Genomic DNA, 15336 nt, shown 5'->3' with positions numbered 1-15336 from the left:
CCGGCCGCGGACCTGTCCACCCGGCCGGCGTTGATCGGTACACTCCGGGCATGTCCACCGCCGAGCGAGCCGTCACCGTCGATCCGGTGGTGCCGGCGGACACGGAGTCCGTCGGGAGCATCCTCGCCGAGTCGTGGGGCGGCCCTCACGTCGCCGTCCACGGCGAACTCATCGACGCGTCCGCGCAGCGGGCGCTCCTCGCGAGGGTGGAGGGGCGGCCCGTGGGACTGCTGACGTACCGGGCGGTGTCGGACGCCGAGTGGGAGATCGTGACACTCGACGCGACGGAGGCAGGGCGGGGTGTCGGGCGGGCGCTGCTGGACGGGGTGCGCGCCGAGGCGGAGCGCGCGGGCGTCAGGCGGCTCTGGCTCGTCACCACGAACGAGAACACCCGCGCCCTGCGCTTCTACCAGCGGTACGGGTTCGACCTGGTGGCGGTCCACCGCGACGCGGTCGAGGCCGCGCGCCGGCTGAAGCCCTCGATCCCCATCCACGCCGACGGCATCCCGATCCGCCACGAACTCGAACTCGAACTGCTCCTCTAGCGCGACGGCCGAGACGGTGTGCGGCCGTCCTCGACGAGCCGCCCGAAGGCCGGGCCCGCCGGGCAGGAACAGCAGGGTCGCCGCGATGACCAGCCGGTCCGCGTGGTCCGCCTGGGTAAGGGCGACGAGGGCGGTTACCTTCTACGTGTGGCTGAGCGGCGTATGCGTGGACTGCGCGGATTGAGTGGATTGGGCGGGCTGATGAGGGCGAAACCGGAGCAGGCTCCCGAGCACTCCATGGATCCCCGCGCGGACCTGGGGGAGCCGTTCCGGCAGAGCGTGGTCGACAACGCCGTGTACATGGACGGCGAGCGTGTGGACTCGCCGCCGTCGCTGGCCGACGCGATCGCCTCGCTGCGCTCGCGGCCGGGGGCGATGGCGTGGATCGGCCTCTACCGGCCGGAGGAGACCGAGCTGATCAAGGCGGCCGAGGAGTTCGGCCTGCACGAGCTCGCCATCGAGGACGCCATCGTCGCCCACCAGCGGCCCAAGGCCGACCGCTATGGCGACACGCTGTTCGTGGTGCTGCGGGCCGCCCAGTATCTCGACCAGCCCGAGAAGGTCGCCTTCGGCGAGCTGCACGTCTTCGTCGGCCCCGACTTCGTGCTGACCGTACGGCACAGCGAGGCGCCCGACCTGTCCAAGGTGCGCAGGCGCATGGAGTCGGACCCCGACCTGCTCCGGCAGGGGCCGCAGGCCGTGCTGTACGCGATCCTCGACGCGGTGGTGGACGGCTACGCCCCGGTGGTCGCCGGGCTGCAGAACGACATCGACGAGATCGAGGTGCAGGTCTTCGGCGGCGACCCGGCCGCGCCCCGGCGCATCTACAGCCTGTCGCGGGAGGTCATCGAGTTCCAGCGGGCGACCAGCCCGCTGGTCCCGATGCTCGACGGCTTCATCGCCGGCTCGCCCAAATATGGCGTGAACGAGGAACTGCAGCGCTACCTGCGCGACGTGTCCGACCACGTCATCACGGTCACCGAGCGGGTGGCGGGCTTCCGGCAGATGCTCCAGGACATCCTCGTCGTCAACTCCACGCTCGTCAGCCAGCAGCAGAACGAGGAGATGACCAAGCTCACGGCCGCGAGCATCGCCCAGGGCGACGAGGTCAAGAAGATCTCGGCGTGGGCGGCCATCCTGTTCGCCCCGACGCTGGTCGGCACGATCTACGGGATGAACTTCGACCACATGCCCGAGCTGCACTGGCTGCTCGGATATCCCATGGCGATCATGCTCATGGGCGTCGTCTGCGTCACGCTCTATCTGGTCTTCAAACGCCGCGACTGGCTCTGACCCGGGCGCGTGACCCGGGCGCGTGACCCGGGCGCGTGACCCGGGCGCGTGACTTGGGTGCGCACGCGAACCGGCCCGGGGCGTACGGCACGCCCCGGGCCGGCTCAGTGACCCTTGAACGGATCCTCACGCAGGATCGTCTAGCGCTTCACGCGCACCCAGTCGATCCGGCTCTTGGAGCCGTCGGCCTCGCCGTTGCCGCCGAAGACGACCCTCCAGTAGCCGGACGCCGACGCCGTGGTCTTGCCCCAGAACCTGCCGGTGCTGTTGGTCCACAGCGTCTTGGCGTAGTGCCAGGAGCCGCCGGGCTTCTTGAACCACACGGTCACCTTCTGGTGGCCGTAGCCCTCCCAGGGGTGGTCCCACACCTGGAGCTGGCCGGTGAAGGTGAGGTATCGGTGATACTTCACCGGCTCCGGCGAGGCGTTGAACTGGACGATCCGGGTGTGGGCCTTGGGCGCGGGCGGCGGAGGCGTCGGCCGCGGCACGCGGACCGTCACGTAGTCCGTCGCGCTCGCCGAGTAGCCCGCCCCGGTGGCGCCCTCGAACTCGGCCCGCCACCAGCCGGAGATCCTGGCCCTGACGTCCGCCGAGAAGCGGCCGTTGGAGTCGGTCCAGTCGGTGGTGACGTGCTGCCAGCTGTAACCGCCGGCCGGCTTGAACAGGATCTTCACCTGCCGGCCCGGGTAGCCGCTCCAGCCGGCGAAGCCGGAGATCTCCAGCCTGCCGCGCAGACGCAGCGTCTTACCGGCGTCGACGGGCTCGGGGGAGGCGTCGAAGCCGGTGATCCTGGTGCGGCTGGCCTTGACCTTGACGTCGACCTTGTCGCTGTCGCTCGTCGCGGGCTCGGCGTCGGACGCGCCCTCGAACTCGGCGCGCCACCAGCCGGTCCTGTCGGCCGTCTGGTCGAGCGAGAAGCGGCCGTTGCGGTCGGTCGTCACCGAGCCGACCCGGCTGTAGGAGCCGTCGACCGGCTTGAAGGCGATGTAGACCTTCTGCCCGTCGTACGCCTGCGGGCCGGCGCCGTTCCGGTAGGTCAGCGTGCCCGACAGCTTGATGCGGTCGCCCTTGTCGACGACGTCGGGTGCGGCGTCGAAGTCGAGGTCGGTGGTCCAGTGGACCTGGAACTCCTTGGTCGCGACCCCGCCGCCGGCCCGCACCTGCAACGTCCAGACGCCCGGCTCGTCGCTGAAGGTGAAGCCGTACTTGGCCGTGTAGGCGCCGTAGCCCGCGGGGGCGGGATCGAGCGGGACGGTCCGGCCGTCGCGGTCGACCAGCCTCGCCGCGCCCTTGTCCGGCGCCTTGTAGGTGAAGGTCGCCGTCGTGCCGGCGCCACTGGCGACGACGACGGGGCTGGGGGAGACGGCCAGGTCGCTCGGACCTGCTGCCGTCGCCGCGCCGGCGGTGGCCGGGAGCGCGACGAGGACCGCCCCTCCCAGGGCCACTGCCGCGATCACGGCATGGATGCGTTTCAACATTCCGGTGAACCATCCTTCCGGTGGTCGAACGTTGAACGCGGCATGAGGGTGCCACGTCTTTCGTAATGAGTAGACGGGCGAATACCCTCCGTGGTTTAGCCTTAGAACTTATCGTCATCGATTTGTGTCACAGCACATGATCGATAACCGGTTGTATACGGACTTGTCGCTGTGCGGGACGGAGCGTGCATCCTGCGACATAATCGTCCGTGTGGTGCGCGACGCTGTGGAGACCCATTTCGCCGAGGCCGTCGGGGCGCTGACGCCCGGACCGGCCCGGGACCCGGACCTGCCGGTACGGCCGGGCACGAGCCTGACGGGCACGCGGTGCCGTGAGCTGTTCGCGGTGCAACTGGGCAGCCGTCTCCTCGACGTCGCCGCCCGCGTCATGCGTGAGCGCGACGAGGGCTTCTACACGATCGGGTCGTCGGGGCACGAGGGCAACGCCGCCGTCGCCGCCGCGCTCCGGGTGGACGACCCCGCGCTGCTGCACTACCGGTCCGGCGCCTTCTATCTGACCCGCTCGGCCCAGGCCGGGCGGCTGGCGGAGGAGGGGCTGCGCGACGTCCTGCTCGGTATCGCCGCGTCGTCCGAGGAGCCGATCGCGGGCGGCCGGCACAAGGTGTTCGGCCATCCTGACCTCGCGGTAATCCCGCAGACCTCCACGATCGCCAGCCACCTGCCGCGCGCCGTCGGCGTCGGCTTCGCGATCGAACGGGCGCGCATGCTCGGCCTGCCCTCGCCCTGGCCCGGGGACGCCGTCGCCGTCTGCAGCTTCGGCGACGCCTCGATGAACCACGCCTCCGCGCTTACGGGGCTCAACACCGCCGCGTACGGCCGCTTCCGCGGGCTGCAGATCCCGGTGCTCTTCGTGTGCGAGGACAACGGCCTCGGCATCAGCGTGAAGACGCCGCCGGAGTGGGTCACGCAGGCCCGGCACCCCCTGCTGGAGTATTTCCAGGCCGACGGCTGCGACCTGGCCGAGACCTACGACGTGGCGCGGCGCGCCGTCGAGCACGTGCGCGCCAACCGCGCCCCGGCGTTCCTGCACCTGCGCACCGTGCGCCTGATGGGCCACGCCGGCTCCGACGTGGAGATCGGCTACCGCACCCGCAAGGAGATCGCCGCCGACCTGGAGCGCGACCCCCTCGTCCGTACGGCGCGGCTGCTCGTGGAGGCGGGCCTGGCCGAGCCCGACGAGCTGCTGGCGCGCTACGAGGCCGAGCGCGACCATGTGCTGAAGCTGGCGTCGGAGTGCGCCCGGCGGCCCCGGCTCACGACAGCCGCGGAGGTGATGGCCCCGCTCGCGCCGCGCCGTCCCGAGGCGGTGGCCGGCGAGGTCGTGCGGTCCGCGCCCGCCGAGGCGCGTGAGCGCGCCTTCACCACCCTGCCGGAGCAGGAGGGCAGGCTGACGGTCGCCCAGGCGATCAACCGCGCGCTGGCCGACGCGATGGCGGTGGACCCCGGTGTCCTGGTGTTCGGCGAGGACGTGGCCCGCAAGGGCGGGGTGTACGGCGTGACGCGCGGGCTGCTGCGCAGGTTCGGGGCCGAGCGGGTCTTCGACATGCTCCTGGACGAGCAGGCGATCCTCGGTCTCGCGCTCGGGGCAGGGGTGTCGGGGCTGCTGCCGGTGCCGGAGATCCAGTACCTCGCCTACCTGCACAACGCGCTTGACCAGATTCGTGGCGAGGCGTCGACCATGCAGTTCTTCTCGCAGGGCGCGTATCGCAATCCATTGGTCGTACGAGTCGCCTCATATGCCTATCAAAAGGGCTTTGGGGGACATTTTCACAATGACAACTCAATTGCCGCATTGCGCGATATTCCCGGGGTGATCGTCGCGTCCCCGGCCCGGCCCGACGACGCGGCCGCGATGCTGCGCACCTGCCTGGCCGCCGCCCGCACGGACGGCAGCGTCTGCGTGTTCCTCGAACCCATAGCGCTCTACCACACGCGTGACCTCTTCGAGGAGGGCGACGACGGCTGGCTCGCGCCGTACGCGCCGCCCGCACGCTGGGCCGAGACGCACGTGCCGGTGGGCCGCGCCCGCTCGTACGGTGACGGCCGCGACCTGACCATCGTCACGTACGGCAACGGCCTGCGGATGAGCCTGCGTGCGGCGGTCAGGCTCACGGCGGAGGACATGGGCTGCCGGGTGCTCGACCTGCGGTGGCTGTCGCCGCTGCCGGTCGACGACCTCATGCGCGCGGCCGAGCTGACCGGCCGTGTGCTGATCGCCGACGAGACCCGCCAGAGCGGCGGCGTGTCCGAGAGCGTGATCGCGGCACTCGTCGACAACGGCTTCCGCGGTCCGATCGCCCGGGTGACCTCGCAGGACAGCTTCGTGCCGCTAGGCCCGGCCGCGGGCACCGTACTGCTGTCGGAGTCCGACATCGAACGCGCCGCCCGCAAGCTGCTCGCCTGACGGCGAGCCGAGCGACGCGCTTGGGGGTGAGGCCGATCTGGGCGCGGAACCGCGACCAGAGGCGCTTGCGGCTCCATCCGGTCTCGGCGGCCAGCCGTTCTTTTGATCGTGACGCACACGACCCCGTCGCGGGCGGAGGAGGTGCCGCGATAGCCGGGGACGGATCCGGACCCCTTGGTGAACATGCCGCCGTGGATCCAGACCAGCACCGGCAGGCCGGACCCCGGCGCGTTGTCCGTGCTGTCCGCGTTGTTCGTCATCGTCCCTCCTGCCGCTCCTCACTGCGCGGCCCCTGCCTGGGGCCGTGCCGGACGTCGAGCGTCGCAGGCGCGGGACCTGGGTGTCTTGGAGAAATGTTCCGTCCGGTCAGAGGCGTGCCAGCGCGGCGCGGGCCATGTCGCGGAGCAGGCCGGCCATGGCCTCGGGGGCGAGTTCCCCGGCGCTGCGCGGGGTGGAGTTGAGCAGGCCGAAGACCGCGTGGGTGGCGGCGCGCAGCCGCGCGGGCGGGCACGCGGGGTGCAGCTCGGACAGCACGGTCACCCACTCCTCCACGTAGAGCCGCTGCAGCCGCCGGATGGCCCGGCGGGCCTGTTCCGGCACGTTGTCGAGCTCGCGTTCGTGGACGCGGATGAGCGCGGGATGGGTCAGCGCGAACGCGATGTGCCCGGACAGCAGCGCGTCGAGCGCGGCCTCCGCGGTGTCCGGGTCGGCGGTGGTGGCCAGCCGCGCCCCCTGCTCGCGCAGCCGCTCGCTGATGTCGAGCAGCATCTCGGTGAGCAGCGCCTCCTTGCCGCTGAAGTGCCGGTAGAGCGCCGGTCCCGACACCCCCACGGCCGCACCGATGTCCTCGATGGACACGCCGTGGAAGCCACGCGCCGCGAAGAGGTCCGCGGCAGCCTCCAGGATCTCGGCCCGCCGATTGCGGGTAGGGGTCTTCTCGGTCCTCCCGGTCTTCACGGCACCATGGTAGACGGAGTCTGTTAATGATGACTAACATCCGAGCATGAGCACGAGTGACTGGCCGGTGCTGGAGAGCCGGTGCGACCCGGGCGGCGAGCCGTACAAGCGCAACGCGGAGGCGAACGAACGCCTGGTCGCGGAGTTGCGGGAACGGCTCGCGGCGGCGGCGCGCGGCGGCCCCGAGCGGGCTCGGACCAGGCACGTCCAGCGCGGCAAGCTGCTGCCCAGAGACCGCGTCGACACGCTCCTCGACCCCGGCGGGCGCTTCCTGGAGCTGTCCCCGCTCGCGGCCACCGGCATGTACGACGACCAGGCCCCGGCCGCCGGGATCATCACCGGCGTGGGCCGGGTGAGCGGGCGCGAGGTCGTGATCGTGGCCAACGACGCCACCGTCAAGGGCGGCACGTACTACCCGATCACGGTCAAGAAGCACCTGCGCGCCCAGGAGGTCGCCCTCCACAACCACCTGCCGTGCGTCTACCTGGTCGACTCGGGCGGCGCCTTCCTGCCCAAACAGGACGAGGTGTTCCCCGACCGCGAGCACTTCGGCCGCATCTTCTACAACCAGGCCACCATGTCGGCGCGGGGCATCCCGCAGATCGCGGCCGTGCTCGGCTCCTGCACCGCCGGCGGCGCGTACGTCCCGGCGATGAGCGACGAGGCGGTGATCGTCCGCGGCCAGGGCACGATCTTCCTGGGCGGGCCGCCGCTGGTGAAGGCCGCGACCGGCGAGACCGTCACGGCCGAGGAACTGGGCGGCGGCGAGGTGCACGCCCGCGTCAGCGGCGTCACCGACCACCTCGCCGAAGACGACGCGCACGCCCTCAAGATCGTGCGCGACATCGTGTCGACGCTCGCACCGAAGGGCCCCCGCCCCTGGGACGTCGCCCCCGCCGAACCGCCGCTGCACGACCCGCGCGACCTGTACGGCATCGTCCCTCAGGACACCCGCCGGCCGTACGACGTGCGCGAGGTGATCGCCCGGGTGGTCGACGGCAGCCGGTTCCTGGAGTTCAAGGCCGAGTACGGCCCGACCCTCGTCACCGGGTTCGCCCGGATCCACGGGCACCCGGTGGGGATCGTGGCCAACAACGGCATCCTGTTCAGCGAGTCGGCGCTCAAGGGCGCGCACTTCGTCGAGCTGTGCGACCGGCGGTCGATCCCGTTGGTGTTCCTGCAGAACATCAGCGGCTTCATGGTCGGCAAGGCGTACGAGGCCGGGGGCATCGCCAAGCACGGCGCGAAGATGGTGACGGCGGTCGCCTGCGCCCGGGTGCCGAAGTTCACCGTGATCATCGGCGGCTCGTTCGGCGCGGGCAACTACGCGATGGCCGGCCGCGCCTACTCGCCCCGCTTCCTGTGGATGTGGCCGAACGCCCGCATCTCGGTCATGGGCGGCGAGCAGGCCGCCACCGTGCTCACCATGGTCGGCGACGCCGACGCCGACGAGATCCGGGCCCAGTACGAACACCAGGGCAACCCCTACTACTCGACCGCGCGCCTGTGGGACGACGGGGTGATCGACCCGGCGGACACCAGGACCGTCCTCGGCCTGGCGCTCGGCGCCGCCGCGAACGCCCCCCTCGAACCCGTCGGCTACGGCGTCTTCCGGATGTGAGGTCGAGCTCGTGATGTTCACCAGTGTGCTGATCGCCAACCGGGGCGAGATCGCCGTCCGGATCATCCGTACGCTGCGGGCCCTGGGCGTGCGCGCGGTCGCCGTGCACAGCGACGCCGACCGCGATGCCCGCCACGTGCGCGAGGCCGACCTCGCCGTACGGCTCCCGCGTGGCTACCTCGACATCGACGGGATCATCGAGGCGGTCCGGGTGAGCGGTGCCGAGGCCGTCCATCCCGGCTACGGCTTCCTCGCCGAGAACGCCGGGTTCGCCCGGCGCTGCGCGGCCGAGGGGCTGGTGTTCGTCGGCCCGCCCGCCGCGGCCATCGAGGCCATGGGCGACAAGATCCGGGCCAAGGAGACGGTCGCGCGCGCGGGCGTGCCGGTCGTGCCCGGCGGCGCGGAGCCGCACGACGACCTGGCCGAGGTCGCCGCGCGCGTCGGCTTCCCCGTGCTGATCAAGCCGTCCGCGGGCGGGGGCGGCAAGGGCATGCTGCGGGTCGAGTCCGCCGACGCCCTGCCCGCCGCCGTCGAGTCGGCCCGCCGTACGGCGACGGCGGCCTTCGGGGACGGCACCCTGCTGATCGAGCGGTTCGTGGACCGGCCCCGGCACATCGAGATCCAGGTCATGGCCGACGGCCACGGCAACGTCGTCCACCTGGGCGAACGCGAGTGCAGCCTGCAGCGCCGCCACCAGAAGATCGTGGAGGAGGCGCCCTCGCCGCTGCTCGACGAACAGACGCGGGCCCGGATGGGCGCGGCGGCGGTGGAGGCCGCCCGGTCGGTCGGCTACGTCGGCGCCGGGACGGTCGAGTTCATCGTCCCCGGTGACCGGCCCGGCGAGTTCTTCTTCATGGAGATGAACACCCGGCTGCAGGTCGAGCACCCGGTCACCGAGATGGTCACCGGCCTCGACCTGGTCGAGCTGCAACTGCGGATCGCCGCGGGGGAGCCGCTGCCGTTCGGGCAGGACGCGGTGCGCCTGCGCGGCCACGCCGTCGAGGCCCGCGTGTACGCCGAGGACCCGGCCCGCGACTTCCTGCCCACGGGCGGGCGCGTGCTGCGGCTGCGCGAGCCCGCGGGCGAGGGCGTCCGGTTCGATTCCGGGCCGGCCGAGGGCACGGTGGTCGGCAGCGACTACGACCCCATGCTGGCCAAGGCGGTCGCCTGGGCCCCCGATCGGGCGGGCGCGCTCGCGGCCCTCGACCGGGCGCTCGGCTCGACCGTGATCCTCGGGGTCACCACGAACATCGGGTTCCTGCGCGCGCTGCTGGCCGACCCGGAGGTCGCCGCCGGGCGGCTCGACACCGGGCTGGTCGAACGGCGGCTCGGCGGCCTGGTGAGCGGCGAGGTGCCCGACGAGGTGCTCGCCGCCGCCGCGCTCGTCGTCCACTCCGGCTTCGACCGCTCCGGTGTGGTCCGCTCCGCCTCGGGCGACCCGTGGGACGTCGCGGACGGCTGGCGGATCGGGGAACCGGCCTGGACCGTGCACCGGCTCGGGGTGCCCGTACGGGTCCGGGGCGCGGCCGGCGACGCGGAGATCGAAGTTAACGATCGTTCACTTGGCCGGGCCCGGCTGGAGTGGACGGGCACGGATGAGGCGACGGATGAGGCGGCGGTCACCCTCGGCGGCGTCACCCGGAAGTACGCCGTGGCCCGCGACCGCGACACGGTCTGGCTCGCCGAGGGCGGCCGGGCATGGTCCGTCACCCGGCACGAACCCGGCGACCCGAAGGACCGGCAGGGCGGGGCGCTCGCCGGCGACGGAGCCGTACGCAGCCCGATGCCGGGGACGGTGCTGCTGGTGAAGGCGGCGGAGGGCGACCGGGTCACCGCCGGGCAGCCGCTGGTCGTCGTGGAGGCGATGAAGATGGAACACACCTTGACGGCGCCGGCCGACGGCGTGCTCGCCGAGCTGCGGGTCCGGCCGGGGCAGACGGTGGAGCTGGACGCGATCGTGGCGAAGGTGACGCCGTGCGAGTGATGATCTACGAGGTCGGCCCGCGCGACGGCCTGCAGAACGAGTCGGCCATCGTTCCCGTCGAGGTCAAGCGCGAGTTCATCGGGCGGCTGGCCGAGGCCGGACTGACGACCATCGAGGCGACGAGCTTCGTCCACCCCAAGTGGATCCCCCAGCTCGCCGACGCCGGGGAGCTGCTGGAGAGCCTGCCCCGGGTGCCCGGGGTGCGCTACCCGGTGCTCGTCCCCAACGAGCGGGGGCTCGACCGTGCCTTGGAGCAGGGCGTCACCGACATCGCGATCTTCGGCAGCGCCACCGAGTCGTTCGCCCGGCGCAACCTCAACCGGACCGTCGAGTCGCAGTTCGAGATGTTCGCCCCCGTCGTCGAACGGGCCCTCGCCCACGGCATGCGGGTCAGGGCGTACGTCTCGATGTGCTTCGCCGACCCCTGGGAGGGGCCGGTCGCGCCCGAGCAGGTCGCCCGGGTGGGCCGCCGGCTGCTCGACCTCGGCTGCTACGAGCTGTCGCTCGGCGACACGATCGGCGTCGGCACGCCCCGGCACGTCGAGGCGCTGCTCGACGCGTTCGCCGAGGCGGGGGTCGGGACCGACCGGCTGGCCGTCCACTTCCACGACACCTACGGCCAGGCCCTGGCCAACACGCTCACCGCGATCAAGCGGGGGATCACGGTCGTGGACTCCTCCGCGGGCGGCATCGGCGGCTGCCCGTACGCCAAGAGCGCCACCGGCAACCTCGCGACCGAGGACCTGGTGTGGATGCTCGACGGTCTCGGCGTCGAGACCGGGGTGGACGTCAGGTCGCTGACCGCCACCAGCCTCTGGCTCGCCGAGATCCTGGGCCGGCCGAGCCCCTCCCGCGTCGTCCAGGCCCTGGCGAAGGAGATCTGAGATGCTCAACGACGAGCACATCGAGCTGCGCAAGTCGGTCGAGGAGTTCGCCCGCGAGGTGGTGGCCCCCGTCATCGGGGACTACTACGAGCGGTGCGAGTTCCCGTACGAGATCGTCCGCAAGATGGGCGCGATGGGCCTGTTCGGCCTGCCCGTCCCGGAGGAGTACGGCGGCATGGGCGGCGACTACTTCGCGCTGTGCCTCGCCCTGGAGGAGCTGGCCAGGGTCGACTCGTCGGTGGCGATCACCCTGGAGGCGGCGGTCTCGCTGGGCGAGATGCCCATCCTGCGGTTCGGCACGGACGCCCAGAAGGAGCGCTGGCTGCCGAAGATGGCCACGGGGGAGATCCTCGGGGCGTTCGGCCTGACCGAGCCCGGCGGCGGCTCCGACGTGCCGGGCGGCATGCGCACCACGGCCGTCCTCGACGGCGGCGAATGGGTGATCAACGGCTCGAAGGCGTTCATCACCAACTCGGGCACCGACATCACCGGCGTCGTCGCCGTGGCGGCGATCACCGGCCGCCGGGAGGACGGCAGGCCGGAGATCTCCACGATCCTCGTGCCGTCGGGCACGCCCGGCTTCACCGTGTCGAAGAAATACTCCAAGGTCGGGTGGTCGGCCTCCGACACCCGGGAGCTGTCGTTCACCGACTGCCGGGTGCCGGAGGAGAACCTGCTGGGCGAGCGCGGCCGGGGCTACGCGCAGTTCCTCCAGACGCTCGACGAGGGCCGGGTGGCCATCGCCGCGCTGTCGGTCGGCCTCGCCCAGGGCTGCGTGGACGAGTCGCTGCGGTACGTGCGGGAGCGCCGGGCCTTCGGCCACGAAATCGGCCACTACCAGGCCATCCAGTTCAAGATCGCAGACATGGAGGCCCGGGTGCACACCGCCCGCCTGGCCTACTACCACGCCGCCGAGCGCATGCTGGCCGGCCTGCCGTTCAAGAAGGAGGCCGCGATCGCCAAGCTCGTCTCGTCCAACGCGGCGATGGACAACTCCCGCGACGCGACCCAGATCTTCGGCGGCTACGGCTTCATGAACGAGTTCCCCGTCGGCCGTTTCTACCGGGACGCGAAGATCCTGGAGATCGGTGAGGGCACCAGCGAGGTGCAGCGCATGCTCATCGCCCGCGAGCTCGGCCTGCCCGCCTGAACCCCATCCCGCCGTGGCCGGACCACCCGGCCTCGGCGGCTCGCGCGTTGGATTCCTTCCCGCCGTCCCCAGGGACCGGCGGGGAGTCTTCGTCGTCCTGATCGGCTTGGGTCTTGTCAGGTGGCCGGGAGGCGCATGCCGAGCCACTGCTCGGCGTCCCAGGCATGAAACCGCTCGACCTCGCTGAACCCCAGCTTCGCCGCGAGGCGCATCGAGGCGATGTTGGCGCTCTGGGTGGTGAGCACCACCGGCTCGCCGGGAAGTGTGGCATCGAACCAGCCAAGCGCCGCCGCGCATGCCTCGGCGGCGTACCCGTGCCCCCAAGCGGTCGGCAGGAACAGGTAACCGAGATCGGCCTTCCCCACGGCGGCCGGGCGACGGTGCTCGGTCGCTCTCCTGAGCAGGATGTGGCCGATCATCGCCCCGTCGAGCTCGACGACGAAGCTCCCGGGCCACCGCTCGGGCACATCGGGCAGCTCACGCTCAAGCACGTCACGCGGGCGGGGACCGCCGAGGTAGGTGTGCACCTCCGGCGAGGCGAGCAGCTCGGCGAACGTCGTACGGTCCCGCGCCTCGGGCTCACGGAGCACGAGCCGCTCGGTCCGGATCGGCTCAGGCGGCCAAGGGACATGTCCAAGGTCTGACATGCGCGGCACGCTAACAACCCCATAGGACGACGTCGAACGCGGGTGGAACGCGATGCCCACCCGGCCGAGCCAGTTGCCCAGGGTAGGGATCATGGCGAGCCGGAACGCGGACCCGGTCCGAGCCCACCTGTGAAGCCCCATGCGGCACTACGGCACAGGTGAAGCCCCGGGGAGCATTGTGGCCCTAGGGAGCAGTGTGGCCCTAGGGAGCAGTGTGAAGCCCCGTCGAGCAGCGTGAAGCCCAGCAGCGCACGGTGAAGCCCAGCGGACAGTGCACCGGCGACTCTCGCGTCCGCCCTCGGCCTGCGGCTTGGAGGGTCATGCACGCAGCCGCCGGGCCGGTCCGTGCGTCGCCCGGGCTTCCCTGCGCATCGCCCACCCCCGTGTCTTCGGCCTCACTCGTGTGGTCGTCGGGTTCTTCCGAGGCGGTTGTAGGTGAAGGCCCAGCGGTCTTCGCCTACGTTGCGGCGGGTGTAGCGCTCGGGGTGCTGGTAGCGGTCGCGGTTGTGGAACTGGCAGGCCGGTCCGAGGAGTTTCAGGTCGGTGAGGCCGCCGGTGCTCCAGTTGTCGGCGTGGTCGATCTGGCACATGGTCGCCGGGAGCGGGCAGCCGTCGATCCAGCAGGTGTCATAGCGGGCGTAGATGGCCCGGCGCTGGGCGGGGGTGGCCAGGCGGACCTTGCGCCCCATGTCCAGCACCTGCCCGTCGGCGTTCATGACGATCCGGACCAGGGTTGAGGTGCGGGCGAGGCGGTGCACGCTGGAGACGGGCAGCACCTGCCCGGTCGCCAGCAACAGCCCCGGCACCATCCCCAACGCCCCTCCCAGAGACGCCCCTAGCAGCGTGCTTGCCGACGCTCCCAGCGCCGTCCCCAGCGACGCCCCGGGCATCGTGCCCGCCGACGCACCCCGCGACGCACCCTGCCCTGCTCCAGGTGACGCCCCTTCCGACGTCCCTGGCGTGCCCTGGCCATGCCGGCAGTCCCTCGCAGGCCGAGGCCCGGCGTGGGTGTGATGTGCGGAGGCGTCCTCGGGAGGAGGATCCGGCCACGCCGCCTCCGAAGACGCCGTGTCCCAAGACGCCGTGTCCGAAGGCGCCGTGTCCGAATGCCCTCCACGGTCGGCTGGCCATGCTGCCCCGCGCCGTGTGGTGTGCGGTGCTCCAGACGGGGCCGCAGCGCGGTCGCCGTCGCCGCCTGTGGCGGGCGCGGTCTCGTGGCGCTCGGCAGAGCTGGTGCTGACGGTCTCTCCGCCCTCGGCGGAGGCGGTGCTTGCGATGTGGTCGCCCTCGGCAACGGCGGTGCTTGCGGTGTCGGACGGCTCGCACTCGCCGGGCCGCCGCTCACCGGCATCCCTACCCGTACCGGCACCTGCCTCGGCAGCGTCGAACTCGTCGGCTTCGGCGGGCGTCGGATCGCCCGTGTCGTCCCGGCCTTCCCCGAAGCCCCCGGCGTCCCGCGCGTTTTCGACATGGTCGGCGGTGTCGTCGGCCTGGCCCGGCTCGTCAGTGCTTCCGGCAGGGTCGGGGACGTAGTCGCTGGGGGCGCTGTCGCCGAGGTCTGCGAAGTGGTCGCTGACCTCGTCGGCGGTGGCCGGGTCGGCGGTGGGGTCGGTGGTTTCTGGGTTGGTGTTGTCGGGGTCGGTGGGGAGGGATTCGGCGCTGACCACGACGAGGAGCTCGGTGACGATCTTCTGCTCCAGCAGGGCGATCAGCGCGTCCGCCTGACGCACCGTCAGCGGGCGGTCATCCCCCTGCGCCCTCAGCTTGGCATACGCCTGCAACAACGCCATCAACCGGGCGCCGGCCTCACGCGGCAGGTAGAACTCCCCTTCCACGCCGCCGCCCTTGCCCGGGCGGACCCGCAGGAACCGCCTCCCGTAATCGGCCCGCTCATCCCGTTCTTCCCCATCGGGGTCGAGCACCGCCCGCAGGTGGCGGCCGGCCTTGGCGACTTCCGCCGCCCCCGCTTTGCTGGCCAGGTCCACCAGGATCGGCTCCGCCAGGCCGGCTTGCTCGTCGGTTAGTCCGGCGACAGCGGCGCAGATGGCCTCCACCACCCCCGCCGCCAACTCACCCGCAGCGAACTTCTCCCGCACCTTAGGGAGGCGCGGCAGTTCCGCCCCCAACGTGAGCAGGCGGCCCGCACCGCCCACCGTCATCCCGGCGGCGGTGCGTAGCCAGCAGCGGGTGGAGGCATGCCCATGCTGCCTGGCCTGACCTGCTCGGTGGACCCGCCCCACCCGGTCGGCCAGCGCGCTGGTGATCCGATCCCGGGCGAACAGCAACTCCTCCGCCTCGGCCAGGCACATGTCCACGTCATCGGGAAGCGGGGTCAGCGCCAGCTCTTGGGCC

At 71.8% G+C, this 15336-nt stretch carries 11 protein-coding genes; 7 read left to right on the top strand and 4 right to left on the bottom strand.

The features are described 5' to 3' along the window. Positions 1-50 precede the first annotated feature (50 nt). Complete coding sequence (locus FLV34_RS03495; RefSeq protein WP_142645360.1) at positions 51-545, top strand: GNAT family N-acetyltransferase; 495 nt, start codon at positions 51-53, stop codon at positions 543-545. Positions 546-746: 201 nt separating this feature from the next. Further along, positions 747-1838, top strand: coding sequence for a magnesium and cobalt transport protein CorA (locus tag FLV34_RS03490; protein WP_240970901.1), 1092 nt, complete (start codon positions 747-749; stop codon positions 1836-1838). 140 nt (positions 1839-1978) lie between these two features. Here FLV34_RS03490 and FLV34_RS03485 read toward each other — a convergent pair whose 3' ends face one another. Beyond that, positions 1979-3316, bottom strand: coding sequence for a hypothetical protein (locus FLV34_RS03485; protein ID WP_142645359.1), 1338 nt, complete (start codon positions 3314-3316; stop codon positions 1979-1981). A gap of 211 nt (positions 3317-3527) precedes the next feature. Between FLV34_RS03485 and FLV34_RS03480 the strand changes: the two genes are divergently transcribed. After that, on the top strand, positions 3528-5741 hold the full coding sequence (locus FLV34_RS03480) for a thiamine pyrophosphate-dependent enzyme (RefSeq protein WP_142645358.1): 2214 nt from the start codon (positions 3528-3530) through the stop codon (positions 5739-5741). A 366-nt stretch (positions 5742-6107) separates the two neighbouring features. Here FLV34_RS03480 and FLV34_RS03465 read toward each other — a convergent pair whose 3' ends face one another. After that, positions 6108-6698, bottom strand: a complete 591-nt coding sequence (locus FLV34_RS03465; protein WP_142645357.1) for a TetR/AcrR family transcriptional regulator — start codon at positions 6696-6698, stop codon at positions 6108-6110. Positions 6699-6744: 46 nt separating this feature from the next. Between FLV34_RS03465 and FLV34_RS03460 the strand changes: the two genes are divergently transcribed. Genes FLV34_RS03460 through FLV34_RS03445 form a run of 4 tightly spaced genes read left to right on the top strand, consistent with a single transcriptional unit; the run spans position 6745 to position 12337 of the window. Further along, on the top strand, positions 6745-8319 hold the full coding sequence (locus tag FLV34_RS03460; protein ID WP_147942348.1) for a carboxyl transferase domain-containing protein: 1575 nt from the start codon (positions 6745-6747) through the stop codon (positions 8317-8319). Between the two features lie 13 nt (positions 8320-8332). Next, positions 8333-10303 (top strand): biotin carboxylase N-terminal domain-containing protein, encoded by a 1971-nt coding sequence (locus FLV34_RS03455; protein ID WP_147942452.1) that lies wholly within the window; start codon positions 8333-8335, stop codon positions 10301-10303. After that, a complete protein-coding gene (locus tag FLV34_RS03450) occupies positions 10303-11187 on the top strand; it encodes a hydroxymethylglutaryl-CoA lyase (RefSeq protein ID WP_147942453.1) in 885 nt (294 codons plus the stop codon). Before FLV34_RS03455 ends, FLV34_RS03450 begins: the two co-directional genes overlap by 1 nt. Position 11188: 1 nt before the next feature. Further along, a complete protein-coding gene (locus tag FLV34_RS03445; RefSeq protein WP_142645355.1) occupies positions 11189-12337 on the top strand; it encodes an acyl-CoA dehydrogenase family protein in 1149 nt (382 codons plus the stop codon). Between the two features lie 116 nt (positions 12338-12453). On the opposite strand, the gene FLV34_RS03440 is transcribed toward FLV34_RS03445, so the two are convergent. Both FLV34_RS03440 and FLV34_RS03435 read right to left on the bottom strand, forming a co-directional pair. After that, positions 12454-12984: a GNAT family N-acetyltransferase gene (locus FLV34_RS03440; protein ID WP_147942347.1), complete on the bottom strand. Its 531-nt coding sequence runs from the start codon at positions 12982-12984 to the stop codon at positions 12454-12456. 395 nt (positions 12985-13379) lie between these two features. After that, positions 13380-15336: HNH endonuclease signature motif containing protein (locus FLV34_RS03435; RefSeq protein WP_147942346.1), on the bottom strand; the 1957-nt coding region annotated here is incomplete at its 5' end.

Source organism: Microbispora sp. CSR-4, assembly GCF_008033685.1.
Classification (GTDB): domain Bacteria; phylum Actinomycetota; class Actinomycetes; order Streptosporangiales; family Streptosporangiaceae; genus Microbispora.
The sequence above is the reverse complement of the archived record's forward strand: the minus strand, read 5'-3'. Positions and strand labels throughout refer to the sequence as shown.